The 25,336-nt window shown below is 74.1% G+C and carries 27 protein-coding genes; 10 read left to right on the plus strand and 17 right to left on the minus strand.

The window, feature by feature from the left end; all coding sequences use genetic code 11:
• Positions 1–59: 59 nt before the first annotated feature.
• The 5 genes from ABIH81_RS08560 to ABIH81_RS08580 form a co-directional block, all read right to left on the minus strand.
• Entirely contained in the window at positions 60–3,245 is a 3,186-nt protein-coding gene (locus ABIH81_RS08560) for a UvrD-helicase domain-containing protein (RefSeq protein ID WP_349879801.1), read from the minus strand.
• Positions 3,246–3,339: 94 nt separating this feature from the next.
• On the minus strand, positions 3,340–4,602 hold the full coding sequence (locus ABIH81_RS08565) for a metallophosphoesterase (RefSeq protein ID WP_349879802.1): 1,263 nt from the start codon (positions 4,600–4,602) through the stop codon (positions 3,340–3,342).
• Positions 4,603–4,622: 20 nt separating this feature from the next.
• A complete protein-coding gene (locus tag ABIH81_RS08570; protein ID WP_013289332.1) occupies positions 4,623–4,868 on the minus strand; it encodes a MoaD/ThiS family protein in 246 nt (81 codons plus the stop codon).
• Between the two features lie 2 nt (positions 4,869–4,870).
• The gene (gene moaA, locus ABIH81_RS08575) at positions 4,871–5,884 is read right to left on the minus strand and encodes a GTP 3',8-cyclase MoaA (protein ID WP_349879803.1); all 1,014 of its coding nucleotides are present in this window, start codon (positions 5,882–5,884) and stop codon (positions 4,871–4,873) included.
• Positions 5,881–6,795, minus strand: a complete 915-nt coding sequence (locus ABIH81_RS08580) for a fructosamine kinase family protein (protein WP_349879804.1) — start codon at positions 6,793–6,795, stop codon at positions 5,881–5,883. The genes moaA and ABIH81_RS08580 overlap by 4 nt, the downstream gene beginning before the upstream one ends.
• A gap of 152 nt (positions 6,796–6,947) precedes the next feature.
• Between ABIH81_RS08580 and ABIH81_RS08585 the strand changes: the two genes are divergently transcribed.
• The gene (locus tag ABIH81_RS08585; protein WP_349879805.1) at positions 6,948–8,111 is read left to right on the plus strand and encodes a DUF4192 domain-containing protein; all 1,164 of its coding nucleotides are present in this window, start codon (positions 6,948–6,950) and stop codon (positions 8,109–8,111) included.
• Positions 8,112–8,155: 44 nt separating this feature from the next.
• On the opposite strand, the gene fdhD is transcribed toward ABIH81_RS08585, so the two are convergent.
• Positions 8,156–9,010, minus strand: a complete 855-nt coding sequence (fdhD, locus tag ABIH81_RS08590; protein WP_349879806.1) for a formate dehydrogenase accessory sulfurtransferase FdhD — start codon at positions 9,008–9,010, stop codon at positions 8,156–8,158.
• 254 nt (positions 9,011–9,264) lie between these two features.
• On the opposite strand from fdhD, the gene ABIH81_RS08595 reads away from it, so the two are divergent.
• The 3 genes from ABIH81_RS08595 (at position 9,265) to ABIH81_RS08605 (ending at position 11,428) form a co-directional block, all read left to right on the plus strand.
• On the plus strand, positions 9,265–9,981 hold the full coding sequence (locus ABIH81_RS08595; RefSeq protein WP_349879807.1) for an NTP transferase domain-containing protein: 717 nt from the start codon (positions 9,265–9,267) through the stop codon (positions 9,979–9,981).
• Entirely contained in the window at positions 9,978–10,235 is a 258-nt protein-coding gene (locus ABIH81_RS08600; RefSeq protein ID WP_349879808.1) for a DUF6457 domain-containing protein, read from the plus strand. Before ABIH81_RS08595 ends, ABIH81_RS08600 begins: the two co-directional genes overlap by 4 nt.
• Before the next feature lie 65 nt (positions 10,236–10,300).
• Positions 10,301–11,428, plus strand: coding sequence for a hypothetical protein (locus tag ABIH81_RS08605; protein ID WP_349879809.1), 1,128 nt, complete (start codon positions 10,301–10,303; stop codon positions 11,426–11,428).
• 7 nt (positions 11,429–11,435) lie between these two features.
• Here ABIH81_RS08605 and ABIH81_RS08610 read toward each other — a convergent pair whose 3' ends face one another.
• Both ABIH81_RS08610 and ABIH81_RS08615 read right to left on the minus strand, forming a co-directional pair.
• Positions 11,436–12,392 carry a zinc-binding dehydrogenase gene (locus ABIH81_RS08610; protein ID WP_349879810.1) on the minus strand — a complete coding sequence of 319 codons (957 nt, stop codon included), beginning with the start codon at positions 12,390–12,392 and terminating at the stop codon, positions 11,436–11,438.
• Positions 12,393–12,453: 61 nt separating this feature from the next.
• Complete coding sequence (locus ABIH81_RS08615; RefSeq protein ID WP_013289323.1) at positions 12,454–12,912, minus strand: Lrp/AsnC family transcriptional regulator; 459 nt, start codon at positions 12,910–12,912, stop codon at positions 12,454–12,456.
• Positions 12,913–12,971: 59 nt separating this feature from the next.
• Between ABIH81_RS08615 and ddaH the strand changes: the two genes are divergently transcribed.
• Positions 12,972–13,805 (plus strand): dimethylargininase, encoded by an 834-nt coding sequence (gene ddaH, locus ABIH81_RS08620; RefSeq protein ID WP_349879811.1) that lies wholly within the window; start codon positions 12,972–12,974, stop codon positions 13,803–13,805.
• 66 nt (positions 13,806–13,871) lie between these two features.
• Here ddaH and ABIH81_RS08625 read toward each other — a convergent pair whose 3' ends face one another.
• Both ABIH81_RS08625 and ABIH81_RS08630 read right to left on the minus strand, forming a co-directional pair.
• Complete coding sequence (locus ABIH81_RS08625) at positions 13,872–15,092, minus strand: ABC transporter substrate-binding protein (RefSeq protein ID WP_349879812.1); 1,221 nt, start codon at positions 15,090–15,092, stop codon at positions 13,872–13,874.
• A gap of 48 nt (positions 15,093–15,140) precedes the next feature.
• Complete coding sequence (locus tag ABIH81_RS08630; protein WP_349879813.1) at positions 15,141–15,968, minus strand: alpha/beta hydrolase; 828 nt, start codon at positions 15,966–15,968, stop codon at positions 15,141–15,143.
• A gap of 58 nt (positions 15,969–16,026) precedes the next feature.
• Here ABIH81_RS08630 and ABIH81_RS08635 point away from each other — a divergent pair, with 58 nt between their 5' ends.
• Positions 16,027–16,614 (plus strand): bacterial proteasome activator family protein, encoded by a 588-nt coding sequence (locus ABIH81_RS08635; RefSeq protein WP_349879814.1) that lies wholly within the window; start codon positions 16,027–16,029, stop codon positions 16,612–16,614.
• A gap of 35 nt (positions 16,615–16,649) precedes the next feature.
• On the opposite strand, the gene ABIH81_RS08640 is transcribed toward ABIH81_RS08635, so the two are convergent.
• The 3 genes from ABIH81_RS08640 to ABIH81_RS08650 form a co-directional block, all read right to left on the minus strand.
• Positions 16,650–17,462 carry an HAD family hydrolase gene (locus tag ABIH81_RS08640; RefSeq protein WP_349879815.1) on the minus strand — a complete coding sequence of 271 codons (813 nt, stop codon included), beginning with the start codon at positions 17,460–17,462 and terminating at the stop codon, positions 16,650–16,652.
• Positions 17,462–18,283, minus strand: coding sequence for an HAD family hydrolase (locus ABIH81_RS08645; RefSeq protein ID WP_349879816.1), 822 nt, complete (start codon positions 18,281–18,283; stop codon positions 17,462–17,464). The genes ABIH81_RS08640 and ABIH81_RS08645 overlap by 1 nt, the downstream gene beginning before the upstream one ends.
• A 167-nt stretch (positions 18,284–18,450) precedes the next feature.
• Positions 18,451–19,188 carry a hypothetical protein gene (locus ABIH81_RS08650; RefSeq protein ID WP_349879817.1) on the minus strand — a complete coding sequence of 246 codons (738 nt, stop codon included), beginning with the start codon at positions 19,186–19,188 and terminating at the stop codon, positions 18,451–18,453.
• A 117-nt stretch (positions 19,189–19,305) separates the two neighbouring features.
• Here ABIH81_RS08650 and ABIH81_RS08655 point away from each other — a divergent pair, with 117 nt between their 5' ends.
• The 3 genes from ABIH81_RS08655 (at position 19,306) to ABIH81_RS08665 (ending at position 20,983) form a co-directional block, all read left to right on the plus strand.
• Positions 19,306–19,734: an OsmC family protein gene (locus ABIH81_RS08655; protein ID WP_013289315.1), complete on the plus strand. Its 429-nt coding sequence runs from the start codon at positions 19,306–19,308 to the stop codon at positions 19,732–19,734.
• Between the two features lie 89 nt (positions 19,735–19,823).
• On the plus strand, positions 19,824–20,168 hold the full coding sequence (locus ABIH81_RS08660; protein WP_349881044.1) for a metallopeptidase family protein: 345 nt from the start codon (positions 19,824–19,826) through the stop codon (positions 20,166–20,168).
• A gap of 95 nt (positions 20,169–20,263) precedes the next feature.
• Positions 20,264–20,983, plus strand: coding sequence for an AIM24 family protein (locus ABIH81_RS08665; RefSeq protein ID WP_064448083.1), 720 nt, complete (start codon positions 20,264–20,266; stop codon positions 20,981–20,983).
• 43 nt (positions 20,984–21,026) lie between these two features.
• On the opposite strand, the gene pheA is transcribed toward ABIH81_RS08665, so the two are convergent.
• From pheA to ABIH81_RS08685, 4 genes are all read right to left on the minus strand, one after another.
• The gene (gene pheA / locus ABIH81_RS08670) at positions 21,027–21,983 is read right to left on the minus strand and encodes a prephenate dehydratase (protein WP_349879818.1); all 957 of its coding nucleotides are present in this window, start codon (positions 21,981–21,983) and stop codon (positions 21,027–21,029) included.
• A 10-nt stretch (positions 21,984–21,993) separates the two neighbouring features.
• Complete coding sequence (locus ABIH81_RS08675; RefSeq protein ID WP_349879819.1) at positions 21,994–22,533, minus strand: hypothetical protein; 540 nt, start codon at positions 22,531–22,533, stop codon at positions 21,994–21,996.
• An 89-nt stretch (positions 22,534–22,622) separates the two neighbouring features.
• Entirely contained in the window at positions 22,623–23,072 is a 450-nt protein-coding gene (locus tag ABIH81_RS08680; protein WP_318336171.1) for a hypothetical protein, read from the minus strand.
• A 143-nt stretch (positions 23,073–23,215) separates the two neighbouring features.
• Entirely contained in the window at positions 23,216–23,953 is a 738-nt protein-coding gene (locus ABIH81_RS08685; RefSeq protein ID WP_334460970.1) for a hypothetical protein, read from the minus strand.
• Between the two features lie 162 nt (positions 23,954–24,115).
• Between ABIH81_RS08685 and ABIH81_RS08690 the strand changes: the two genes are divergently transcribed.
• Positions 24,116–25,330 carry an arginine deiminase gene (locus ABIH81_RS08690; protein WP_349879820.1) on the plus strand — a complete coding sequence of 405 codons (1,215 nt, stop codon included), beginning with the start codon at positions 24,116–24,118 and terminating at the stop codon, positions 25,328–25,330.
• Positions 25,331–25,336: the final 6 nt, after the last annotated feature.

Consider the following 25,336-nt stretch of genomic DNA (forward strand, 5'->3'; position numbering starts at 1 on the left):
CCAGCGCAGCCCCGGTGCGGGGCCCGGCCCGCGTTCGTGGCCCGCCGGACGCGCGCCGGTCAGATCAACCGGAGCTGGTGGTCCTTCGGGCGGCGGGGTTCGGTCGCGTCCAGGCGCTCGAACAGCGCCGGGTCGATCACGTCGAGGAACGGCGACGGGCGGGTGTCGCGTTCCGCGCCGAGCCGGGCCCGGCGGCCCGCGTGGCTGACGTAGAGGCGGTCCTGCGCCCGGGTCAGCCCGACGAAGAACAGCCGCCGCTCCTCGGCCACCGCGTCGTCGTCCGGCTCGGAGCCGGGCCAGCGCAGCGGCAGCAGACCGTCCTCGGCGCCGACCAGGAACACCACCGGGAACTCCAGCCCCTTCGCGGCGTGCAGCGTGAGCAGCGTGACCGCCTCGGCACGGGGGTCGAGCGCGTCCACCTCCGCGCCGGTGGCGAGCTGGTTGAGGAACAGGTCGAGGTCGTCGCCGCAGCGCCGGGCCAGCGGGGTGAGCAGGTCCACCGCCGTGCGGACGTCCTCGGGGCGTACCGCGCCGGAGCCGTCGAGCGTCGGCACGGCGAAGCGCTCGGCCAGGATCTGCCCGGCCTGGCGTACCCGGGCGGCGAGCGAACCGTCGAGACCGGCGTGGCGCAGCTCGCGGGCGATGGCCGGCACGCCGGGCCGGTCACGCAGCCGGTCGTGCGAGCGCTTCTGCACCGGGATGTTCGCCCGGGCCAGCGCGTCCACGATCGGCGCGGCCTGCGCGTCGGTGCGGTACAGCACCGCGATGTCGGAGAAGGACAGCGAGGTGGCCCGCCCGTCGATCCGCCCCGAGTCCAGCGAGCGGTGGGACAGGCCGCCGACCAGCTCGTCCACGGTACGGACCACGAAGTCGGCCTCGTCGGAGGCGGAACTCGCCGCGTACCGGCCGACCAGTGGCGCCTCCGGGTCGAGCCGGGCCGGGTCGAGGCGCCGGCCGCGCACCAGCGACGACGGCGCGATGGCCTGCACGGCGGCGGCCAGGATCGGCGCCGAGGAGCGGTAGTTGCGGTTCAGCCGGACGAGCCGGGCGTCGGTGAAGTCCTGCGAGAAGCGCAGGAAGTAGCCCACGTCGGCGCCCCGGAACGAGTAGATCGCCTGGTCCGGGTCACCGATCGCGCACAGGTTCCCGTCCGGCGGGCTGAGCAGCCGCAGCAGCTCGTACTGCACCGCGTCGACGTCCTGGTACTCGTCGACGAATATCCACTTCCACCGCTCGCGGTACTCCCGGACCAGCTTCCGGTCGCCCTTCAGCAGCGCCACCGGCAGCGTGAGCAGCTCGTCCAGATCGACCAGGTCCCGCTTGCGCAGCAGCGCCGTGTACCGCTCGTCGTCGTCACCGGCCTCGGCGCGCGCCGCCGCCCGGTCCGCGTCGTCGGCGATCCGGAAGTCCGGCGGCAGCCCGGCCGCCGCCGCGTTCTCCCGCAGCACGGTCAGGCCGAGCGAGTGGAACGTACCGACTGTGACGTCCTCGGCGACCGGGCCGAGCAGCCCGTCCAGCCGGTGCCGCAGCTCCTCGGCCGCTCGCCTGGTGAACGTGATCGCCAGGCACTGGTCCGGGAAGACGTTCAGCTCCGCGCACAGGTACGCGATCCGGTGGGTGAGCGTCCGGGTCTTGCCGGTGCCCGGACCGGCCACGATCAGCAGCGGACCCCCCGGCGCTGACGCGGCCACCCGCTGCATCGCGTCCAGCCGGTCCAGCAGGCCGGTGCCGACCTCCTCCATTCCGGCGAGCATCGGCTCGAACGGCTCGTGCGGGGACGGCGGCGGCGCGATCGGGGGTGCGGGCGGCGGCGTGCGCTTCGGCTCCGGCCGGGTCGCCGCCGGGCGCTTGGCCTTCGGCTTCGGCGCCGGCTCCGCGGGCCGCCGCTGCGCGGGCACCGGTACGTCGAACAGCGTCTCCTGCCCGGCCCGGGAACCCGACGCGCCCAGTTCCGCCGGGTCGAACAGCGTGATCACGCCGTACTCGCCGTCGTAGCCCGGCACCCGGCGCACCTCGCCGCGGCGCAGCCGGCCGATGCCCTCCGCGAGCAGCTCGCCGCCGACGCGGCCGATCTCCTCGACCGGCGTACGCGTGAGGATCTCCAGCTCCGGGCCGAGCGCGGCGATCAGCTCGTTGAGCTTGCCCTCGACCTTCTTCGACCGCGCGCCGACCCGATTCAGCTCGCCCAGGATCTCGGCCAGCGGCACCAGATGGGTCACCTCGCGCGCGTGCGCCGGACGGTGCCCCGCCGGGCGGTCGGCCAGCTCCTCGACCCGGCTGAGTACGCCAACCGTCAGCGGCTTGCCGCACTCCGGGCAGCGTCCGCCCGCCTCGCGGGTCCGCTCCGGCGACCAGTTCACGCCGCACAGGCGGTGCCCGTCGGCGTGGTACTTGCCCTCCTCCGGGAAGAACTCCACGGTGCCCGCGAGCCCGTCGCCGGTACGCAGCGCCTCGCGGATGGCGAAGTAGTCGCGGGCGGCGGTCAGGACGGTTGCCTCCCGGGCCAGCGCGGGCGGCGAGTGCGCGTCCGAGTTCGACACCAGTTGGTAGCGGTCCAGGCTGCCGACCCGCCAGTTCATCTCCGGGTCGGACGACAGGCCGGTCTCCACCGCGAAGATGTGCTCGGCCAGGTCGGCGTAGCAGTCGGCGATCGCGTCGAAGCCGGACTTCGAGCCGAGCGCGGAGAACCAGGGCGTCCAGATGTGCGCGGGCACCAGGTAGCCGTCCGGGCTCGCCTCCAGCGTGATCTCCAGCAGGTCACGGGAGTCCAGCCCGAGGATCGGCCGGCCGTCCGAGCCGAGGTTGCCGATCCGGCCCAGCGCGGTGTTGAACCGGGCCACCGCGTCCAGGTCCGGCAGGTAGATCAGGTGGTGCACCTTGCGCGTCCGGTCGTCGCGCTTGTAGATCGTGGAGATCTCCACGCTCAGCATGTACCGGACCGGGTCCGCCTCCGCCTCACTGGCGAGCCGGGGCGGCAGCCGCCGGGCGACGTCCCGCTCCGCCTCGGGCGAGAGCCGGTACAGGCCCGGCTCGGCCGGGTGCAGCGTCTCGCGCAGGTGGTCGTACCAGGCGGGATGGGTGAAGTCGCCGGTGCCGAGCACGCCGATGCCCTTACGCCGGGCCCACCAGGCCAGGTTCGGCAGGGTCAGGTCACGGCTGCACGCGCGGGAGTACTTCGAGTGGATGTGCAGATCCGCGACGTACGGCGGGAGGCCACCGGGGGGTGCGGCGCTGAACGGAGGCACGCCGCATCCTGTCACGTCCGGTCCCCCGCCCGCCCGTCGCCACGCGTACGGGTGACCTGAGCAATGCGGTGCTGGACTCGGCGGCCCATGCACGCTATTGAGCGCGCAGCTCGACGAGCGTCACCTGGGGAGGCGCGCCCACCCGCACCGGCGGGCCCCAGAAGCCGGCGCCGTTGGTGACGTAGACCTTCGTGCCGTCGACCTCGCCTAGGCCGGAGACCACCGGCTGTTCGAGCTTCACCGCCAGGTTGAACGGCACCATCTGGCCGCCGTGCGTGTGCCCGGAGAGCTGGAGGTCGACGCCGAACTTCGCGGCCTCCTGCGCGGCCACCGGCTGGTGCGCCAGCAGCACGACCGGCCGGCTCGGGTCACGGTCGCCGAGGGCGGCGGCGTAGTCGGCGGGTGCGGCCGCCCCGGTGCCGGCGGCGCTCACGTCGTTCACCCCGGCGAGGTCCAGCACGCCGCCCCGGGCCTGGATCTCCTGCCGCTCGTTCTGGAGCACGCGCAGGCCGAGCCGGTCCACCTCGCGGATCCACTCCTCCACGCCGGAGTAGTACTCGTGGTTGCCGGTGACGAAGAAGCTGCCGTACCGGGACTGCAGGTCACGCAAGGGCTCGGCGGCCGTGCCCAGCTCGGCCACCGTGCCGTCGACCAGGTCACCGACCACGGCGACCAGGTCGGCGTCCATCCGGTTGATCATCGCGACGATCCGCTCGGTGTGTGCCCGCCCGCGCAGCGGCCCGAGGTGGATGTCGGAGACGGTGGCGATGCGCAGCCCGTCCATGCTGCGGGACAGCTTCGCCAGCGGGATCTGCACCCGGTCGAGCTGCGGCGGACCCATCGCGGTGCGGACGCCGTACCCGGTGACTCCGGCGGCGGTGAGCCCGGCGAAGATCGCCGCTCCGCGGGCGAGCAGCAGCCGCCGGGAGGGGTCGTGGTCCGGCGCGTGGGTTCCGGCCGGCGGCGCGTCGGCAGGGTCGACCGGCGGCGGGGCCGCGCCGTCCGCCGTCGCCGCGCCCACGAGTGCGGGCTCGGGCTCCGGGCCGGCGGCGACCGCCGAGCGGGCCCGGCGACGCAGCACCAGCCGGGCCACAGCGGTCGGCACCTCCAGCACCAGCAGCAGCACCAGCAGGTAGAACATGAGCGCGACCCAGAGGTATCCGGGCCAGGCCAGCCAGTACCAGCCGCTGCGGGTGCCGGCCATGGTCACCGGTACGAGCACCGCCAGCGCCGCGATCGCCACGCCACCGGCCCGGCGCCACCGCCCTGGGCGCGTGGTGTCCCGGACCAGCCGCTTCCACAGGTAGAAGTGGATCAGGCCGATCACGAGCACGACGAAGCCCAGGAATGTCGCCATGGCCAGCACGTGTGTCCCCCTCAGCCGCCCGCGAAGGGCGGCAGCACGTCCACCGTCACCCCGGCCGGCAACAGTGCCCGTCGATCATGACAGGCCACGCCGTCGACCAGGAAACTCGCCGCCTTCAGCACCACCGCGAGGCGTTCGCCGTGCCGGGCGGCCAGGTCATCGAGGAGTTCGTCCAGGGACCGGCCGGCGGATGCGGTCTCCTCGGATCGTCCGGCGGCCGCGCGGGCGCCGGCGAAGTAGCGGACGGTCAGCTCCACCCTCAGCCTCCGATCGCGGACATCGAGCGCGCGGGCTGGAGGAACGTCGGGTCGTCGATGCCGTGCCCGGCCCGCTTGGCCCACATCGCGGCGCGCCAGCGCCGGGCCAGTTCCTCGTCGTCCGCGCCGGCGCGCAACGCGCCGCGCAGGTCCGACTCCTCGGTGGCGAACAGGCAGTTGCGCACCTGGCCGTCGGCGGTGAGCCGGGTGCGGTCGCAGTCGCCGCAGAACGGCCGGGTCACGCTGGCGATCACCCCGACCCGGGCCGGCCCGCCGTCCACCAGCCACGTCTCGGCCGGTGCCGCGCCCCGCTCGGACGGGTCCGGCGTCAGCGTGAACGCGGCGTGCAGCGAGGCCAGGATCTCGTCGGCGGTGACCATGGTCGAGCGGTCCCAGCCGTGCTGGGCGTCGAGCGGCATCTGCTCGATGAACCGCAGCTCGTAGCCGTGCGCGAGCGCGAACCGCAGCAGCGCGGGCGCCTCGTCGTCGTTCGTGCCGCGCATGAGCACCGAGTTGATCTTCACTGGGGTCAGCCCGGCGTCCGCCGCGCCCGCCAGACCGGCGAGCACGTCGGCGAGCCGGTCGCGGCGGGTCAGCGCGGTGAACCGGTCCCGGTCCAGCGTGTCCAGCGAGACGTTGACGCGGTCCAGCCCGGCGGCGCGCAGCGCCGGCGCCATCCGGGCCAGGCCGATGCCGTTGGTGGTCAGCGAGATACGCGGCCGGGGCGTGAGCGCGGCGACCGCCGCCACGATGCCCGGCAGGCCCGGGCGGATGAGCGGCTCACCGCCGGTGAAGCGCACCTCGGTGATGCCCAGCCGGGACACCGCGACACCCACCAGCCGGATGATTTCGTCGTCGGTGAGCAGCTGCGGCCCGGCCAGCCAGGGCAGGCCCTCGGCCGGCATGCAGTACGTGCAGCGCAGGTTGCACTTGTCGGTGAGCGAGACCCGCAGGTCCCGGGCGACGCGGCCGTACCGGTCGGCGAGGACGCCGTCGCTCGTCCGGGGGGCGCTCATCTGTCGACCGTAGCGCGGTCGGGCCCCCGGAGGGCGGCACGGGCGGTGGAGCGCACCGCGTCCGCGTACGCCGCGCCGAAGATCGCGGTGTGTACGAGCAGCAGATGCAACTGGTGCAGCGGCACCCGTTCCCGCCACCCGTCGGCCGGCGGCCACGCCTCCCGGTAGGCGGCCATGATCCGGTCCAGGTGCGGCGGGCCGCCGAACAGGGCGAGTTGCGCCAGGTCGGTCTCGCGGTGGCCGCCGTGCGCGGCCGGGTCGACCAGCCAGACCCGGCCGTCGGCGCCCCAGAGCAGGTTGCCGGGCCAGAGATCGCCGTGTAGCCGGGCTGGCGGCTCGTCACCGCCGAACTCGCCGATCCGGTCGACGACCTGCTCGACGAGCGCCGCCCCGGCGTCGTCGAGCGCGCCGCCGTCGACCGACATGCGCAGGTAGGGCAGGAGGCGGCGCCGGGCGAACCAGTCCGGCCAGGGACCGGGGTCGGGCGTGTTGTCCTGCGGCAGCGCGCCGATGAACCCGGGCCGGTCCGCGCCGAACGCTGGTGCCCCGGCGCGGTGCAGCCCGGCCAGGTCGCGGCCGAACGCCTCCGCGGCCTCCGGCGTCGGCTCGCCGGGCTCCACCCAGTCGAGCGCCAGCAGGTCGGGCAGGGCGACGAGCACATCCGGTACGGGGACCGCGCCGGCCTCGCGCAGCCAGCGCAGCCCGGCCGCCTCGGCGGCGAAGAAGCCCTCCGGCAGCGGACGCGCCGCCCGTTCCGGCCAGGTCTTGGCGAACACCGAGTGCCCGTCGTCGAGCGTCAGCCGGGAGGCCGCGCAGATGTCACCGCCGGAGACCGGGGTCTCCCGGATCCGCTGGTGGGTCAGGAAGGTCGGCAGGTGCTCCGGGTGTGCCCGCAGGTACGCCAGGTCCATGAGCGCAAGGTAGCGGTTACCCCGGACATCCGTGTGCCGAGCGACGCCACCGATCGCCGCTGAGCTGGGCCGATACGCTCCGTATCTGTGGACGGACCGCGTGTCGTCCACAGGGGCGCACGTGGCGGCCCGCGACCGCCCAGGCTCTCGGCATGAACTCCACCGAGCCAGCGCGCCTCTCCGTCCGCTCGCCGGCCGACATGGTCGCGGCCGTGCCCTATCTGCTCGGCTTCCATCCCGCCGACAGCGTCGTGGTGGTCGCCGTACGCGGCCGGCGCGTCGTCTTCGCCGCCCGTGGCGACCTGCCCGCACCGGGAGCCGACCCCGGCCCGGCGGCCCGGCACCTGGCGCAGGTGGTGGCCCGGCAGGACGCCGACGCCGCCACTGTCGTCGGCTACGGTCCGGCCGCCCGGGTGACAGGTGTCGTGGACGCGATCGGCGACGCGCTGACCGCCACCGGGGTGGTCGTGCTCGACGCGCTGCGGGTCACCGAGGGCCGCTGGTTCTCGTACCTGTGCGCCGAGCCGTCCTGCTGCCCGCCCGAGGGCACCCCGTACGACCCGGCCGCCAGCCAGGTCAGCGCGGCGGCGGTGTTCGCCGGTCAGGTGGCCCTGCCCGACCGGGCCGCGCTCGCCGCGCAGGTGTCCCCGCTCGACGGGCCGGTCCGGCTCGCCATGCGCCGGGCCACCGGTCGGGCCCGTCTCCGCCTGGCCGCGCTCACCGGACGGCAGTCCGCACCGTCGGCGGAAAGCCCGGTGGGCGGCGCACCGGCCGACGGCTCCGGGCCGGGCGCACAGTCGCCGGTTCCGGCCGGTGGCGCCGGCTGGGACGGGGAGTTGCTGGTTCCGGCGGACGGCCCCGCATCGGGTGCGGCGCCGCGTGCGGTGCGGACGGCGGGCACGGCAGCCGTACGAGCCGCCTTTCGCCGGCAGCGGCGCGGCGAGCGGCTGGACGACGACGAGGTGGCCTGGCTGACAGTGCTCCTCACCCACGTCCCGGTACGCGACCGCGCCTGGTCCCGTACCGACGGCCGGGACGAGGACATCAGCCTCTGGACGGACGTGCTGCGACGCGCCGAGCCGGACCTGATCGCCGCGCCGGGCTGCCTGCTCGCGTTCGCCGCCTGGCGCTCGGGGCACGGGGCACTGGCAGCTGTCGCCCTGGAACGGGTGCTGTCGGCGCACCCCGGCTACTCGCTCGCGGTGCTGCTCGACGAGGCGCTCCGGCGCGGAGTCGCCCCGTCCGCGCTGGACGGGTGGCCCGGTGCCGACGACGGTGCGGTGCTGCGGCGCCGCCGACGCCGGCCACGCCGGTGAGCGATCACCCGCCGACGCCCGCCACGCCGGCGCCGCCCGGGCCGTCACCCGCCGACGCGCGCCGCCCCGGTGTAGACGTTCATGGTCGGCCCGCGCAGGAAGCCGACGAGCGTCATCCCGGCCTCCTCGGCCAGCTCGACGGCGAGCGTGCTCGGTGCGGACACCGCCGCGAGCAGCGGCACGCCCGCCATCCACGCCTTCTGGGTGAGTTCGAAGCTGGCTCGTCCGGACACCAGCAGCACGTGCCCGGCCAGCGGCAGCCGCCCGTCCCGGGTGGCCCAGCCGAGCACCTTGTCGACCGCGTTGTGCCGCCCGACGTCCTCGCGCAGCACGACCAGCTCCCCGTCGGGGGTGAAGAGGCCGGCGGCGTGCAGGCCGCCGGTGCGGTCGAAGGCGCGCTGCGCGGCGCGGAGCCGGTCCGGCAGCCCGGCGAGCAGGTCGGCGGTGACCACCAGCGGGTCGTCCCGCACCGCGAACTGCGAGCGGGTCCGCACCGACTCGATGCTCGCCTTGCCGCACACGCCGCACGAGCTGGTGGTGTAGAAGTTGCGCGCCGGGTCGGTGACGGGCTCCGGCACGCCGGGCGAGAGCACCACGTCGACCACGTTGTAGGTGTTCGGGGTCTCCGCCCCAGCACAGAGTTGCGCGGTGTGCACGTCCTCCGCGGACCGGATCAGCCCTTCGGTGAGCAGGAAGCCGATCGCCAGGTCCAGGTCGTCGCCGGGCGTACGCATCGTGACCGCCAGCGGCCGGCGTCGGCCCGGACCGGCCGCGCCGACGCGGATCTCCAGCGGCTCCTCCACGGCCAGGGTGTCCTGCCGCCGGATCCGTCCCCGGCCGTCCCCGGCCGCGTCGAGGTCGATCCGCAGCACACCACGCCGATCCGTCGCCCGTCCCATGCCGCCATCCTCCCCGGGCGCCCCGCCGCCCGCACGTCGCCCCAGGTCTTCCCACCCTCACCCACCCACCCCGGCCCCACCCCGGCCCCAGGCCCGATGATCGACGCCAGTTCGGCGCAGTGGCGGTGTCGGAGGGCCATGGATGCCACCACTCCGGCGAAAAGCAGTCGATCAACGTCGGAAAACCGCCGGACAACGCCGGGCGCCGACCCGGGCCGGGAGGCGGCGGTCGTGGCCGTGGCTACTGTGAGGCGGTGACGGGGTACGCGGCGATCCTGCTCGCCGGTGGCGCGGCCCGGCGGATGGGCGGCGTGGACAAGCCGGCCCGCGCGGTCGGCGGCCGGCCGATGCTGCACCGGGTGCTGGCCGCGGTGGCCGACGCGGACCAGCGGATCGTGGTCGGCTCGTCCGGCCCGCTGCCCAGGGGAGTCCGGACCACCCGGGAAGAGCCGCCCGGGGGCGGTCCGGTGGCCGCCACGGCGGCCGGGCTGGCGCTGCTCGATCCCGGCACGACGACTGTCGCCCTGCTCGCCGCCGACCTGCCGCTGCTCACCACCGCAGCGGTGGCCGAGCTGCGACGCGCGCTCGCCGCCTGTCACTCCCGCGACGACCCGCCGCCCGCGCTCGACGCGGCAGCCGCCGGGCCGGAAGCGGCAGCCGCCGGGCCGGAAGACGCACCGGCCGCCGCCTGGCGGGAGACCCTGGACGGTCGGTCCGCCGCGCTCGCCTGTTACGTGGACGGGGACGGCCGCCGCCAGCAGCTCTGCGCGGTCTGGCGGTTGCCGGTCCTGCGAGCGGCCCTCGACCGGCTCGCCGCGACGCGGGGCGGCTCGCTCGACGGGGCGCCGGTGCGCGGGCTGCTGGCCGGCCTCGCCGTACGGGAGGTGTCGTGGTCCGGCTCGGGGCCGCCGCCCTGGTTCGACTGCGACACTGACGAGGACGTACGCCGGGCGGAGGAGTGGACGAGATGACGGTGCTGGACGACTGGGTCACGGCGGTCTGCGCCGAACTGGACCTGGACCCGGCGGGGGTGCCCGTGCCGACGGTGCTCGACGTGGCCCGGGACGTGGCCCATCAGGTGGTCCGGCCGGGTGCGCCGGTCACCGCGTACCTGCTGGGGCTGGCGGTGGGGCGCGGCGCGGACCCGGCCGTGGCGGCCGAGCGGCTCAGTGCGCTGGCCGGTTCCTGGCCGGTGGACCTGGGCGGTTCCACGCCTGGGGATTAGCGCCTCGCGCGGGATTCGGTCCCCTCGGCGCGTGGGTAGGGTGGCGTCAACGGACGGAGGCGATCATGACGGCAGACCACCCCTCGGCGCCGGTCGACGAGCCTGCCGGCGGCACGCCGGAGCACCACGCCACCGGCAGCGCGCCGGAGCACCACGAGTCGATCCTGCTCGACGAGCCGACCACGGCCGATCTGCGGGCCAAGGTCACCGAGGCCTGGCGGGAGTTCGCCCGGTCGCTCGCGGACCGGCTGCGCGGACTGCCCTCCGGCGGGCACCTGGAGGTCACGCTCGACCCGACCGCGTCGGGCACCGGGGACGCCGTCTACTCGGTGAGCGTGGACGCGGGCGAGGAGGGGCGTCTCTCGGCCCGCGCGGTGGGCAACGCCACGCTGCCGCAGGGCTACCGGCTGGACCGCGCGGCGGTGGCCGACATGGTGGCGCTCGGCTGGTCACCGCCGGGTGTGGTGCCGGGCTCCGGCGAGCAGTTCGGGCTGCACTGCGGCACCGACGAGGCGACCCGGCTGGCCGCAGTGCTGTCCCGGACGCTGCGGGACGTCTACGGCGCCCCGCATCCGGCCTTCCTCGTCTACCTGGTGCACGACGCCGAGGGCGAGGCGTTGCCGGTGGAACCGCTCGGTACCGCCCGCAGCGAGTTCGGCCCGGACCGTGACGTCGAGGCCGACCTGGACGAGGCGCTGGCCGCGGCGGCGGCCGCGCAGTCCGGCGAGAACGACGTGCTGGCGCTGGAGGAGCGGGTCCGCACCGTCGTGTCGACCATGCTGAAGTCGGCGTCCGACCAGCTCCAGGTCGACTCCGACGGTGACATCAACATCCGGGCCGGCTCGGCCATGGTCTTCGTGCGGGTACGCGACAACCCGCCGCTGGTGGACGTCTTCTCGCCGGTGCTGACCGAGGTCGAGCCGACCGAGCGCCTCTACGTGAAGCTCTCCGAGCTGACCAACCGGATGCCGATCGGCCGGCTCTACTGCGCCGACGACACGGTTTGGGCCTCGATCCCGGTCTTCGGCCGCAACTTCCAGGCCACCCACCTGATGCTCGCGGTGCAGGTGATGACCGGTCTCGCCGATGAGCTGGACGACCGTCTGCACGGCGAGTTCGGCGGCAAGCGCTTCTTCGGCGAGGGCGACAAGCCGGCGCGGGCGCAGGAGCACCGCACCGGCATGTACCTCTGAACGCGGATCAGCGTACGTCGAGCAGCGTCTTGCCCACCGTCTCCCGGGCCTCGATCGCGGCGTGCGCGGCGGCGGCCCGTTCCAGCGGGAAGCGCTGCCCGATCAGCGGCCGCAGCCGCCCGGCCGCGCCCTCGGCGAGTGCCGCCTCGGTGAGGGCGCGCAGCTCGTCCGGGCCGGGCCGGGGGCTCAGCAGCGTCACCCCGCGTGCGGCGGCGGACTCGGCCGGGATGTCCGCCCAGGCGCCGCCGGCCAGCCCGAAGCTGAGCATCCGCCCGCCGGGGTCCAGCAGGTCGAACGCCTCCCGGGCGAGCGGCCCGCCCACACCGTCGAACACCACGTCGACGGCGCCCACGGCGTCCCGGACCCGGTCGGTCCAGTCGGCCTGCCGGTAGTCGACGACCACGTCGAGGCCGGCGGCGCGGAGCAGGTCCACCTTGCGGGCGCCGCCGGCCGCTGCCACCACCGTGGCGCCGGCGGTCGCCGCCAGCTGCGTGAGCAGCGATCCGACGCCACCGGCCGCCGCCTCGACCAGGACCCGGTCGCCCGGCCGCAGCCCGGCCGCCCGGGCCAGCATCAGGGCGGTCCGGCCGTCGGCCATCAGCGCCACCGCCGCGTCGAGCGCCAACCCCGGGGGTACGGCGACCGGGGCGCCCTGGTCGACCACGACGCGCTCGGCGTACCCGCCGGTGCCGCCGGTGGCGGTGACCACGACGCGGCCGGCGAGCGCCGGGTCGACGCCCGGTCCCAGGCCGGTGATCGTGCCGCCGACCCCGTTACCGGGGATCACCGGCAGTTCGGCGCCGAACGGCCCGAAGCCGCTGGCCCGGAACATCGTCTCGACGAACGTGATGTTCGCGTGTGCCACGTCGACGAGCACCTGGCCCGGTCCGGGTGCCGGGTCGGGTGCCGTCCCGGGCACGAGCACCTCCGGTCCGCCGAACTCCCGCAGCCACACCGCACGCATACCGCCCCCTCGCCTCTCGCCGGTCACCGGTGTCAGTGCACGACATGAAGCGAGGTTGAGGTCAAGGCGTGGATGGGCCGACGCCGGGGGACTCGACCAGCCGGGAGAGCACGATGGTGCTGCGGGACGACGTGACGAACGATTCGGCGCGCAGTCGTTCCAGCGCCTCCTCCAGGTGGGAGATGTCCGCGGCGCGCAGGTGCACGAGCGCGTCCGCCTCGCCGGAGACGGTGTACGCGCCGACCACCTCGGGGTGCCGGCGGGCGGCGGCGCCGATCTGCGCCGGGGTGGTCCGGCCGGCGCAGAACAGCTCCACGAACGCCTCGGTCGTCCAGCCGACCGCGGCCGGGTCGACGACGGCGGTGAATCCCCGGATCACCCCGGCGGATCGGAGACGGTCGACCCGTCGCTTGACGGCGGGGGCGGAGAGTGACACCCGGCTGCCGATGTCCGCGTACGACGCGCGAGCATCCGCGACGAGTAACGCAATGATTCGCTGGTCGACCGCGTCTATCTGCAACGTTCTGCTCCCGGGAAGCAATGCTTGTGGCTGTTACCAAAGTTGTACCGTACCTACTCTTGGTGACCGTGAACCAGCAGCGAGTCTCGCGAAAGCGGACATATCTCATGTGCTCGCCCGAGCACTTCACGGTCGAGTACGCGATCAACCCGTGGATGGACGTGACCACGCCGGTCGACGCCGACCTGGCGGTCAAGCAGTGGGACCGGCTGCGGGAGACGCTCGTCGGGCTGGGCCACGAGGTGCACCTGCTCACCCCCGAGGCGGGCCTGCCGGACATGGTCTACGCGGCCAACGGCGCCTTCGTGGTCGACGGCACCGTCTACGGCGCCCGGTTCAAGCACGAGCAGCGGTCCGCCGAGGCCGCCGCGCACCGGGCGTTCTACGAGGAGCAGGGCTGGCGGTTCATCGCGCCGAGCGAGACCAACGAGGGTGAGGGCGACTTCGCGTACCTGCCGGAGGCGCACGGCGGCCTGATCCTCGCCGGGTACGGCTTCCGGACCGAGCCGGCCGCGCACGCCGAGGCGCAGGAGGCGCTGGGACGGCCGGTGGTCTCGCTGCACCTGGTCGACCCGCGCTTCTACCACCTGGACGTCGCGCTGGCCTCGATCGACGACGAGAACGTCGTCTACTACCCGGGGGCCTTCTCCGCCGCCAGTCAGAAGGTGCTGGCCCAGCTCTTCCCGGACGCGATCGTCGCGGACGACGAGGACGCGCTGGCGTTCGGCCTGAACCTGGTCAGCGACGGGCTCAACGTGGTGCTGAACAACGAGGCGACCCGGCTCGCCGGCAAGCTGAAGGCGGCCGGCTACCACCCGGTCCCGGTGGAGCTGGCCGAGCTGAAGAAGGGCGGTGGCAGCGTGAAGTGCTGCATCGCCGAGCTGCGGCACTGAGCCACGCCTCGACGCGAAGGGCGGCCTCCCGGTGGGAGACCGCCCTTGCGCGTGTACGGGGGCCGGTCAGCCCAGCGTCGCCAGCTCGTTGATCACGACGTTGGAGAGCAGCCGGCCGTCGGTCTGCACCCGCCGCAGGTACCACTTCTGCTGCGGCGTACGGGTCTGGTTGAACTGCCAGGTGCCGCGCGGGCTGTCCACCTGGCCGACCTTGCCCAGCGCCAGGTTGACCTGCTGCGGTGAGGGGTTCGAACCGGCCAGCCGGATCGCCTTGTCCAGCACCAGCGCGGCGTCGTAGGAGGCCATCGCGTACGTGGTGGGCGCCGAGTTGAACGTCTTCCGGTACGCCGAGGCGAAGATCCGGTTCGCGGTGTTGTTGAGGTCGGCCGAGTAGTTCAGCGCGGTCTCGATGCCGTACGACTGGATCAGCCTGCGCTCGCGGCCCTTCTCCCCGTCGTCGAGCTGGTCGAGCGCGGCGCCCTCGGTGAGGAATCCGGGGGCGTAGATCGGTCCCCGGTAGCCCTGGGCGTAGAGCTGCTTGACGAACTGCACGGCCTGCGTGCCGGAGTAGTGGCAGAACACCGCGTCCGGCTTGCGCCCGAGCGCCTTGCGGATCGGCCCGGAGTAGAGCGACCGGGTGGGGTTGGGGTCGTCGTCGGTGAAGATCGGCTCCTCGGTGAGCCGGCGGCCCCGCTCGTACGCGCGCCGCAGTCCCTCGATGACGTCCTGGCTGCCCGGGCCACGGGTGCCGAAGATGGCGATCCGGCTGGAGGCGTCCAGCTTCTGGCGCAGGTACTCGCCGAGCGCCTCGCCGGGCTCGGTCAGCACGTACGACGTGCGCCAGATGTAGACGACGCCCTGGAGCGTCGACGGGGAGGCGTTGGAGCCCAGCAGGGGCACCCGTGCCTCCTCGACCGCGTCCTTGATGCCGGTCATCACGGTCGGGCTGACCACGCCGGTGAGCGCGAGCACGCCCTCGGAGAGCAGCCGGTCGACGGCGGCCTTGCCGCTGGCGGCGGTCTCGCCCTCCTCGGCGGTCACGAGCGTGACCGGGTGGCCGGCGATCTGCTGGCCGCGCATGCTGAGGAAGAGCTGGAAGCCGTTGGTGATCTCGTCGCCGATGGCCTTGTTCGCCCCGCTGCCGGGCACGATCATCCCGACCTTGATCGGGCTGCCGGATCCGGTCTGCTCCCCGTCGTCGTCCCCGGAGCCGCAACCCGCCGCCAGTCCGGTGGTACCCAGCGCGGCCAGCAGTTGCAGCGCCCGCCTGCGGTTCATCTGTGCCACCGATTTCCTTCCCGACGGGGTGGCCATGGTGCACACCCCTCCGGCGTTCTACCTGGTCGACGACGCTGCGTCAATGCCCGGAAGATCATCGTGAAGCGACCGCAACGCCTCGACCACCCGGGGCCATGCGGTGGAGCCCGGCGCGATCAGCCCGAAATGCTCGCATTCGGGCAGCTCAACGAGCGTGGCCGAGCCTCCGGCGGCCTGATCTGCGGCCACCCAGGACCGGCTGATCGCGACCGGAACCTGGACATCTTGATCGCCGTGGATGACTACCGTGCGTGTTTGCGTGGGTACGAATTCCGACGGATCCGCTGCCGCGTACCGGTCCGGCACGTCGTCCGGGCCGCCGCCGAGCAGCGCGGCCACCGCCCCGCCGTCCAGGTCCAGCCGGTACGCCTGCGCGAGGTCGGCCACCGGCGCCAGCGCGAGCACTCCGCCGACCGTCTCCGGGGCGTGCGCGGCCACGTACAGGGCCAGGTGCCCGCCCGCGGAGTGACCGACCAGGATCGGCGGCACGGGCGCCACCCGGCCGGGCAGCGCGGCGGCGGCGAGTTCCGGCAGCGCGGCGATCCCGGCGCGGACGTCGGTGAGCGTGTGCGGCCAGCCTCCGTCCGGCCGGCCGGTCCGCCGGTACTCGATCTGCGCGACCGGGTGACCGAGCGCGGCGAGCGCCGCCGCCATCGGGCCGGTGTGGGTCCGGTCGTACTCCGCCCGCCAGAAGCCGCCGTGCACCACGACCACGAGCGGCCGGGGCGGCCCGTCGCCCGCCGGGAGGCGCAGGTCGGCGCACTGGTCCGGGTGGTCGCCGTAGGAGACCGTGGCGTCCGGGGGCGGGGACGGGCGGGTCAGCACCTCGCGCGGGTCGGAGAGCATGCGGCGACGGTAGCGTCCCGGAGGTCCGGCCGCGTGCACGTGGTCGGCGTGGGTAAAGATGGGTGCCATGACCGAAGCGCACTCCGGCGGACACGACGACGAACACGGCAACGATGGCATCCCCGGCACCGTGGTGGTGGTCGGGCCGGACGGCCGCCCGGTCGGCACGGTGCAGACCGACGAGGGCAAGGGCGAGGACCCGACCCGTCTGGTCGAGCAGCCGGCCAAGGTGATGCGGATCGGCAGCATGATCAAGCAGCTGCTGGAGGAGGTGAAGGCGGCGCCGCTCGACGACGCGAGCCGGCACCGGATGCGGGAGATCCACGAGCGCTCGATCGTCGAGCTGAAGGAGGGCCTCGCCCCCGAGCTGCGCGAGGAGCTGGAGCGGATCTCGCTGCCGTTCACCGAGCAGCAGGCGCCGAGCGAGGGTGAGCTGCGCATCGCGCACGCCCAGCTGGTGGGCTGGCTGGAGGGGCTGTTCCACGGCATCCAGGCCGCGCTGGTGGCCCAGCAGATGGCCGCCCGTGTCCAGCTGGAGCAGATGCGTTCCGGCCGCCAGGCGCTGCCGAGCGGCCCGGGCGGTGTGATCCCGGGCATGCCGGGGATGCCCGGCGGCGAGGGCCACGCGCCCGGCCAGTACCTGTGACTCGCGGGCCGGGGCGCGTCACGCGCCCCGGCCGGTCAGTCCACCCCGAAGACCTTCTCCAGGTACGCCGCGACGCCGTCCTCGGTGTTCGGCCCGGTGACCTCGTGCGCGATCTCCCGCACGGCCGGGTGGGCGTTGGCGACGGCCACCGCCCGTCCGGCCCAGGCCAGCATCGGTACGTCGTTGGGCATGTCGCCGAAGGCCAGCACGTCCCGCTCGTCGATGCCCAGCCGCGTCGCGTACCAGGCCAGACCGGCCGCCTTGGTCACGCCGGCCGCCGAGATCTCGATCAGCCCGCTGTACGACGAGTGGGTCGCCTCGGCCAGCCCTTCCAGCGCGCCCGCCACCACCCGCACGAAGACGTCCGGGTCCTGCTCACCGGCCCGCGCCAGCAGCTTCACCGCGGGCGCGGCCAGCAGTTCCTCGGGCGACTCCACGGCCCGGATGGCGTCGAGGTCGGCGTCCCAGCGCAGCGGGTAGTGCGCCTCGTGCCGCATCTGCCGACTGTCCACGATCTCCACCGCGAAGCTCACCCCGGGCACCTCGGCGCGTAGCCGCCGGGCCACCTCCGCCAGCAGTTCCGGGGCGAGCGGGTCGGCCCGCAGCACCTGGTCGGTGACCGGGTCGTACACCACCGCGCCGTTGGCGCAGATCGCCGGCAGCGGCTCGGCGAGCTGCTCGTACACCATCTGGAGCCAGCGGATCGGACGGCCGGTGACCAGGACCACCGGCGTGCCGGCGGCGTTGATGCGGGCCAGCACCGCGGCGGTACGCGGGCTGAGCGTCCGGTCGTCGCGCAGCAGCGTGCCGTCGATGTCGGAGGCGACCAGCCGAGGTGGATCTTCCATCACCGGGAGAGTAGCCGGTCCAGGTAGACCGCGACCCCGTCGTCGTCGTTGCGCAAGGTGATCTCGTCCGCCGCGGCGCGCACCTCCGGGTGGGCGTTCGCCACCGCCACCCGGGCCCATCCCGCCCAGTCGAACATCGGCAGGTCGTTGGGCTGGTCGCCGAAGACCAGCACGTCGGCCGGGTCCACGCCGAGCCGCTCGGCGATGACGCTCAGCCCGCTGGCCTTGTCGGTGTGGGGCGGGCAGATCTCGATGAAGCCGAGCCCGGCCTGGGTGAGCGTCGCCACGTCCGGCGGCACGATCGCCCGTGCCGCGGCCAGCAGCTCGTCCACGTGGTGGTCGGTGGTACGCGCGAACGCCTTGATCACGTCGCAGGACAGGCATTCGACCCGGCTGCGCGCCTCGAACCGGTCCGGGTAGGGCCAGCTCGGGTGGTAGTCGCCCCAGAGCGGCGCGTCGTGCTCGTCCGACGCCTCCACCATCACCGTCAGCGGCCCGACGGCGGCCTCCAGGTCGGTGAGGATCCGGGCCAGCACCTCGCCGGGCAGCCGCTCGTCCCGCAGCACCAGAGGCCCCTCCGGGTCGCTCTGGTCCACCACCCGGCCGCCGCCGGCCATCACCAGGAAGTCGGCGGCCCGGATGTCGTTGCGGGTGAGTTCGGTCAGGCGCGGTCCGCGGCCGGTCGCGCCGACCACCGGGATCCCGGCGGACCGCACCCGGTCCAGCACCCGATGGGTGTACGCGGAGACGGTCTCGTCGCTGCGGACGAGCGTGCCGTCCAGGTCGGTGGCGATCAGCTTGGGCAGTCCCGGGCGGGTCATGGTTCCTCCTTCGCCCGCCGCCGTCACGCCGGCCGACCAGGTCCTCGGTGCCGCGACCATGGGACGGCGGGCAGCAACCGTATCTCGCGGAACGGGCGGCAACCACGGCTTTCCGGCGAATCGGCGGCGAAGCTCCGGTGGCCGCCGGACGCGCTGCCGGACCTGGTTCAGTACGGCCGTTCGGGACCGGCGAACGGCACTGTGGGCTGCACCGTCAGGTCCGCCGGGGCCGGGGGTACGTCGTCCTCGTCCGTCCGGCGGCGGCGGCGGTCGGGCCGGTCGTCGTCCGGCTCCCCGTCGGTGGGCGCCCCGCCGGCCGCCCGGCCGGCCAGGTGCAGCGCGGCCGCCAGCAGCGCGACGGCGACGAACCCGCTGACCAGGCCGCGTCCGTGCTCGACCTCCAGCCGCTGCTCACCGACGAAGAACAGGATGCGCCGGGCCAGCTGTTCCAGGGAGGCGGCGGTCGCGACGAGCACCCCGAGCACGCCCGTCGCGAGACCCAGCCCGGCCAGCCGGGCGTGCTGCCGTACCGCAGGGGCGCCGCGCAGTGCCAGCCCCACCGCGACCGACAGCCCGAGCAGGCCCACGAGGTACGCCGTACCGAACCCGCCGATCTCGGAGATGCCGCTGGTCAGCCGGGTGGGCGCGTCGTCGCCCCGGGTCTCGGCCGGCACCGTGATCGCCAGCCACTCACCGATCAGCGAGGCGATGGCGGCGACCGCGCCGAGCCCGGTGAGCACGGGCGGCAGGCGGCGGTCCCGGCCCAGCGCGGCGAGCGAGCGCCCGGCCCGGCCGGGCGACTCCGGCTCGGCGTCGCCCCACTCGACGATCGTGGTGTCGTCGGACCGGTTGTCCTGCATGGGGATTCGCTTGTCCTGCCGGGGAACGGGGAGATCCTGCGACATGGCCACCCTTCCCGTACGCGGGCCTGCGTCGAATCATGGCACAGCCCGCTCCCGGCGGCCGGGACCGCGACCCGAGGTCCGGTGCGGGGCGGCCCGCTTTCGGTTAGCGTCGGTGCCATGCCTATCCGTACCGCATCCGCTCGCTGGCAGGGCAACCTCACCGAGGGGTCCGGCACCGTCCGCACCGGCAAGGGCGGCCTGTCCGGCAACTACTCCTTCAAGTCGCGCTTCGAGGAGGGCGAGGGCACCAACCCCGAGGAGCTGATCGGCGCCGCGCACGCCGGCTGCTTCTCGATGGCTCTCTCCAAGCAGCTCGCCGACGCCGGCGCCCAGGAGACGGCGGTGGAGACCACCGCCAAGGTGCACTTCGACAAGACCGACGCCGGCATGACCGTGACCCGCATCGACCTGGAGACCGTGGGCCAGGTTCCGGGCATCGACCAGGCCGAGTTCACCAAGCTCGCCGAGGCGGCCAAGGAGAACTGCCCGATCTCCCGGCTGCTGTCGCCGGGCGCGCAGATCACGCTGAACGCCCGTCTGGCCTGACATCGCGTACGGCACGGCGGGGGTGTCCTGCGGGACGCCCTCGCCGTGCCGTGTGCCCGATCCGGAGGGAGTGACCGGGCCGCGTGGCCGTGGAGATGAGCCGGGACCGGTTCGAGGAACTGGTCGGCGAGGCGCTCGACGAGGTGCCCGAGGAACTGCTCGGGTTGATGAGCAACGTGGTCATCCTGGTGGAGGACGACCCGCCGCCGGGCGAGGATCTGCTCGGCCTGTACGAGGGGCACGCGCTCACCTCTCGCGGCTGGGACTACTCCGGTGTGCTGCCCGACCGCATCCTGATCTACCGCAACCCGATCCTGGCGATCTGCGACAGCGACGACGACGTCGTCGACGAGGTCGCGATCACCGTGGTGCACGAGATCGCCCACCACTTCGGCATCGACGACGAGCGCCTGCACGCCCTGGGCTGGGGCTGACCGGCCTCCGGCGCGTCCCCGCCCGGCTGATCCCGCCGGTTGCGCCGGTCCCCTAACCTGCGGATCAGGCACATCCTGATGCAGGAGGAAAACCCATGCGCAGCGCGCTGTTCTCCGCGGAGAACCTTGAGAAGGAGTCCCAGCAGCCGGGCATGCGGTTGCAGAACTCCAAGATGCTGAAGATCGAGCTGAACGGCGAGGCGATGGCCCGGGTCGGGTCGATGGTCGCCTACCAGGGGCAGGTGCAGTTCCAGGCCCTCGGCTCGGGCGGCATCGGCAAGTTCATCAAGCAGCGGCTCACCGGTGAGGGCGTGCCGCTGATGAAGGTCTCCGGGCGCGGAGACGTCTTCCTCGCCGACTTCGCCAAGGACGTGCACGTCATCGACCTGGAGCCGGGCGACGCGCTGTCCATCAACGGCTCCAGCGTGCTGGCGTTCGACTCGACGCTCCAGTACGACATCAAGATGGTCGGCGGCGCCGGTTTCGCGTCCTCGTCCGGCCTGTTCAACTGCGTCTTCACCGGCCACGGCCGGATCGCCATCACCACCAAGGGCACCCCGGTCGTGCTCAACGTGGACGCGCCGACGTACGTGGACCCGCAGGCGGCGGTCTGCTGGTCGGCGAACCTCCAGACCGGCTACCACCGCGCCGAGCAGCTCGGGCTCGGCACCCTGCTCGGCCGCAGCACCGGTGAGGCGTTCACGATGAGCTTCGCCGGTCAGGGCTTCGTCGTGGTCCAGCCCTCGGAGGAGCCTCCGGTGGCCGGCAGCGGCTCCCAGCAGCAGGGCGGCGTGCTCGGCGGCCTGCTTCAGTGACCCTCCGGTGCCCGGGGCGTCCGCCGAGGTCGCCCCGGGCCGGTCAGCTCAGCTCGCCGGCCTGCAGCCGGGCCACCCAGGCCGCCGCGTCGGCGTAGTCGGCGTCGGTGAGACCGGGCGGCGCCGGCGCCTGCTGGTCACCCGCCGCCGTGCTCCAGCGGTGCCGGGGGTACGACCCCAGGAACCGTACGTCCGCGCAGACCCGGCGCAGCCCCTGCAACGCCTCGCCCAGGCGTACGTCGGCGACGTGCCCGGCGCAGTCCAGGAAGAACACGTAGCGGCCGAGCGCCTCGCCGGTCGGGCGGGACTCGATCCGGGTCATGTTCACGCCGCGAACCGCTAGCTCCATCAGCACCGCCAGCAGCGCGCCCACCCGGTCGTGGGCGAGGCACACCGCGAGCGAGGTGAGGTCGTCGCCGGTGGGCGGCGGGGGCGGGCCGGGGCGGGACACCAGCGCGAACCGGGTGACCGCGTCCGGGTGGTCGGCGATCTTGTCGGCGAGCACGGTGAGCCGGTGCCGGGTCGCGCCGATCGGGGCGCAGATGGCGGCGTCGTGCTCGCCGCTCGCCGCACCGGCCGCGGCCGCGCCGTTGGAGAGCACGTCGACCACCGTGGCGTCGGGCAGGTGCTGCCGCAGCCAGCCCCGGCACTGGGTGGACGCCTGCGGGTGGGCCGCGACGGAGCGGACGTCGGCCAGCGAGGTGCCGACGCGGGCGGCGAGTACGAACTCCACCGGCAGCACCACCTCGCGGGTGATCACCAGCGGGTCGCCCTCGACCAGTTCGTCGAGCGTCACCCCGACCGCGCCGCCGATGGAGTTCTCCAGCGGCACCAGCGCCGCGTCCGCCTCCCCGGCGCGTACCGCGTCGAGTGCCTCACCGACGCTGCGGGCCGGCGTGCGGTCCCCGCGCTCGGCGGCGGGCACCGTACGCAGGGCCTGCTCGGCGAAGGTGCCCTCGGGGCCCAGGTAGACGAAGCGGGTCGGCGGTGTTCCCGGCATGCCGACCAGCCTACGCACCCGGCGTGCCGCCGCAGGCCAGGGTACGGATGCCGGCCGGCGCCACGGTCCGCACCTCGACGCCGCACACGTCCGTGCCGGCGGTGACCAGCCTCGGCGTGCCGGTCTCGCCGCGCGTCACCACCTGCAGCTCCTCGTGCCCGGTGACGGTCAGCACCGTGTACTGCCAGCCCTCGGCGCAGAGCGGACCGGTCGCCACCGTCACCCGGACGTCGCGGGGCAGCACGCCGGCGGATCCGCGCAGCAGCGCGACGATCCGGTCGCCGGACGGCCGCCCTCGGCAGGGCACCGCCGAGGCCGGCACGGACGGGGAGAGCGTCGGCGGGAGGACCGGCGCCGGTGGGGTCGGGGTGGCGCTCGGGCTGGGCGTGGCGGACGCCGACGGGACCGGGACGGGCGTGGCGGCGGCGGGTGGCGCCCGCAGCTCGGGCGGGGTGCCGCAGGCGGCGAGGGCGAGCAGCGTCGCCAGCGCCAGCGGACGGTGGCGGCGTCGGGGCTGTGGGGTGCGGGGCACGGGGGCGTCCTCGGGCATCGAGGGATGTCGTCGTACGGTGGGGCCGAGGCCCATCGTAGGAGCAGGACCGGCCCGGGTGAAGTGCGCCGGGTCAGACCGCGGAGAGGTCAGACCGCGGAGAGGAACGTGAGCGAGCCGGCCACCGCGCCGTCGGTGAGCACCGGCGTGGAGATGGCGTCGACCGTCCGGCCGGCGTCCGAGCCGGGCCCCTGCACCCGCAGCAGGCCGCGGGCGAGCCGCCCGGAGTGCAGCGCGAGCAGCGGCGGGATCTTGTCGGTCTCCTGCTCGGTCAGCTCGCTCGGGCTCGCCGTGAAGTCGACCAGGCGCAGGCCGCCCTCCAGCAGCGGCAGGCCGATCACGTCCTCCGGGGCGCCCAGGCAGAGCAGGTCGCAGCCGGACGAGGAGATCGCCACGACAGTGGTGCCCGCGTCGATCAGCAGGCACGGCTCGGCGGCCCGGGAGACCATGCCGGACCACTGCCCGAAGTTGTCGGACTCCTGCTCGGCGGATGCCGCGGGCGCGAACACTTCCGAGAGTGAGAGTTCGACGTGGGCCACCGCGCCTCCTATGTACACCGACGGTCTGTCCACGCTAGCCGGTCGGTGCGGCGGAAGCATCGGCTGCCGGGCGGCCGGCGACGGCGCGGACCGACGGAACCAGTCGGGGCGGTGCCGTGGGCCGCGTGGCGTCGCCGGAGACGTTACCGGCGGGCGGCCCGCTTGTCAGCGGCCGTTCGGCCCTCGTCATACCACCGGTAGTCGGCGGTTGGACGGTACGTGCCGTTGAACCACGTCGCCGGCGCCTGCGCGACGCGGGAGAGCTTCTCGGCGGTGGCCGGACTGATCCGGTTCCCACCGGCCACGAGCAGGCGGTCCAGCTCTCGGTGGGTGGCCATGAGGCAGTCCTTGGGCAGGCCGTAGACGCTGATCACCCCGGAGCCGACGAACGTCAGCACCGGGGTGACCGGGATCGGCAGGCCGACCGCGTCGGAGAGGGCCTTGCTGGCCCGCTTGGCGTCCCGGCGCGCCTCCGCCACGTACGGCGGGCGCTTGCCGTTGATCTGGACCACGTCTCCGGCCACGAGCACCCGGGCCCGGCCGTGGTCGGCGATGGTGACCGCGAACAGACCGCTCGGGCCGATGGCCAGGAACCCGGCCCGGTCGTCGCGGCCACGGTCGAGCAGCATGTCCGCCGGGTCCGTCCGGGGCCACTCGATGACGTGCCAGGCGGGACCGAGATGGTCGAGCTGGCCCAGGGCGCGAGCCCCTGCCGCTTCCAACCGGCGGGCCCCCCGCTCCGCCCGGCGACGCCGGGCCCACTCCAGTGGAGTCGGTCGGGCCGGCTCGAGCACCGAGGTGGGCTCGACCCGGGAGTGCGGCACCGTGCGGGGCGGCAGTGCCCTGCTCGGTACGGCTCGACGAGCGGGAAAGACAGTCATCGCGACCTCCGGCAAAAGGTCTCTCGAAGTTATGTCTCCACTACCCTACGTTGCGCCCCCGGGGGCTCGGCAAGTTGGACCGCCGGAGTGAGTGTGGATGAATGCCATATTCATCCACACTTCTTTTCCGGATGGTGCGCAAGCCTGCCCTAGGCTGCGGGAGTGACCCACTATGTGGACAGCGAAGTCGCCCGGCTCGGGACGGTCCTGCTGCACCGCCCGGGACCGGAACTGGCCCGCCTCACCCCACGGAACAACGACAGTCTCCTGTTCGACGCTATCCCATGGGTGGGACGCGCGCAGGAGGAGCACGACGCGTTCGCGGCCGCGCTGCGGTCCCGCGGGGTCGAGGTGCTCTACCTGACCGACCTGCTGGTCGAGACGCTCGCCGTGGCGGACGCCCGGGCCGAGCTGACCGACCAGGTGCTGCGGTCCCGCCGGCTCGGCCACACCCTGCGGCGCCGGGTCGCCGACCATCTGGCGTACCTCGACCCGGCCGCGCTGGCCGACGTGCTCACCGCCGGGCTCGCCCACGAGGAGCTGCGGATCGGCGCCGACCGCCCCGGCGGTCTGGTCTGGACGCTCATGGACCGGCACGACTTCGTCATCGACCCGCTGCCCAACCTGCTGTTCACCCGCGACTCGTCGGTCTGGATCGGCGACCGGGTCGGAGTGACCAGCCTGGCCATGCCGGCCCGGCGGCGGGAGACCACCCTCACCGACGCGATCTACCGCTACCACCCGCGTTTCGTCGGCACCGAGTTCGTCTACCACCCCCGGCTGGAGCACCTGGAGGGCGGCGACGTGCTGCTGCTCGCGCCGGGGGTGCTCGCCGTCGGCGTCGGCGAGCGCACCACCCCGGCCGGCGCGGAACGGCTGGCCCGGCAGGTGTTCGCGGCCGGGCTGGCGCACACCATCCTGGTGGTGCCGATCGCGCAGGAGCGCGCCACCATGCACCTGGACACGATCTGCACCATGGTCGACGTCGACGCCGTGCTGATGTACGCGAACGTCGCCGACGAGCTGTCCGCGTACACGGTCATCGCCGGCGCGGACGGCGACGACCTGCGGGTCGACGGCCCGGCGCCGTTCCTGCGGGCCGCCGCCGACGCGATGGACCTCGACCAGCTCCGGGTGATCGACACCGGCCTCGACCCGGTCACCGCCGAACGCGAGCAGTGGGACGACGGCAACAACACGCTCGCGCTCGCGCCCCGGCTCTGCGTCGGCTACGAGCGCAACGTGGAGACCAACGCGCAACTGGAACGGGCCGGCATCGAGGTGATCGCCATCGCCGGTTCGGAGCTGGGCTCCGGGCGGGGCGGCCCGCGCTGCATGTCCTGCCCGCTGGTGCGGGAGAAGGGCGGGGCCGCCTGACCCGGA

Source organism: Micromonospora sp. HUAS YX12 (assembly GCF_040215685.1).
Taxonomy (GTDB): domain Bacteria; phylum Actinomycetota; class Actinomycetes; order Mycobacteriales; family Micromonosporaceae; genus Micromonospora; species Micromonospora tulbaghiae.

Bases quoted from the DNA above. Each gene is read 5' to 3' on its own strand.
- ABIH81_RS08585 (WP_349879805.1), top strand. From the start codon at position 6,948: ATGAACTCCACCGAGCCAGCGCGCCTCTCCGTCCGCTCGCCGGCCGAC.
- ABIH81_RS08610 (WP_349879810.1), bottom strand. From the start codon at position 12,392: ATGCGTGCGGTGTGGCTGCGGGAGTTCGGCGGACCGGAGGTGCTCGTG.
- ABIH81_RS08685 (WP_334460970.1), bottom strand. From the start codon at position 23,953: ATGACTGTCTTTCCCGCTCGTCGAGCCGTACCGAGCAGGGCACTGCCG.
- ABIH81_RS08605 (WP_349879809.1), top strand. From the start codon at position 10,301: ATGACGGCAGACCACCCCTCGGCGCCGGTCGACGAGCCTGCCGGCGGC.
- ABIH81_RS08675 (WP_349879819.1), bottom strand. From the start codon at position 22,533: ATGCCCGAGGACGCCCCCGTGCCCCGCACCCCACAGCCCCGACGCCGC.
- ABIH81_RS08565 (WP_349879802.1), bottom strand. From the start codon at position 4,602: ATGGCGACATTCCTGGGCTTCGTCGTGCTCGTGATCGGCCTGATCCAC.
- moaA (WP_349879803.1), bottom strand. From the start codon at position 5,884: ATGAGCGCCCCCCGGACGAGCGACGGCGTCCTCGCCGACCGGTACGGC.
- ABIH81_RS08640 (WP_349879815.1), bottom strand. From the start codon at position 17,462: ATGGAAGATCCACCTCGGCTGGTCGCCTCCGACATCGACGGCACGCTG.
- pheA (WP_349879818.1), bottom strand. From the start codon at position 21,983: ATGCCGGGAACACCGCCGACCCGCTTCGTCTACCTGGGCCCCGAGGGC.
- ABIH81_RS08630 (WP_349879813.1), bottom strand. From the start codon at position 15,968: ATGCTCTCCGACCCGCGCGAGGTGCTGACCCGCCCGTCCCCGCCCCCG.
- ABIH81_RS08580 (WP_349879804.1), bottom strand. From the start codon at position 6,795: ATGGACCTGGCGTACCTGCGGGCACACCCGGAGCACCTGCCGACCTTC.
- ABIH81_RS08665 (WP_064448083.1), top strand. From the start codon at position 20,264: ATGCGCAGCGCGCTGTTCTCCGCGGAGAACCTTGAGAAGGAGTCCCAG.
- ABIH81_RS08655 (WP_013289315.1), top strand. From the start codon at position 19,306: ATGCCTATCCGTACCGCATCCGCTCGCTGGCAGGGCAACCTCACCGAG.
- ABIH81_RS08635 (WP_349879814.1), top strand. From the start codon at position 16,027: ATGGGTGCCATGACCGAAGCGCACTCCGGCGGACACGACGACGAACAC.
- fdhD (WP_349879806.1), bottom strand. From the start codon at position 9,010: ATGGGACGGGCGACGGATCGGCGTGGTGTGCTGCGGATCGACCTCGAC.
- ABIH81_RS08645 (WP_349879816.1), bottom strand. From the start codon at position 18,283: ATGACCCGCCCGGGACTGCCCAAGCTGATCGCCACCGACCTGGACGGC.
- ABIH81_RS08650 (WP_349879817.1), bottom strand. From the start codon at position 19,188: ATGTCGCAGGATCTCCCCGTTCCCCGGCAGGACAAGCGAATCCCCATG.
- ABIH81_RS08600 (WP_349879808.1), top strand. From the start codon at position 9,978: ATGACGGTGCTGGACGACTGGGTCACGGCGGTCTGCGCCGAACTGGAC.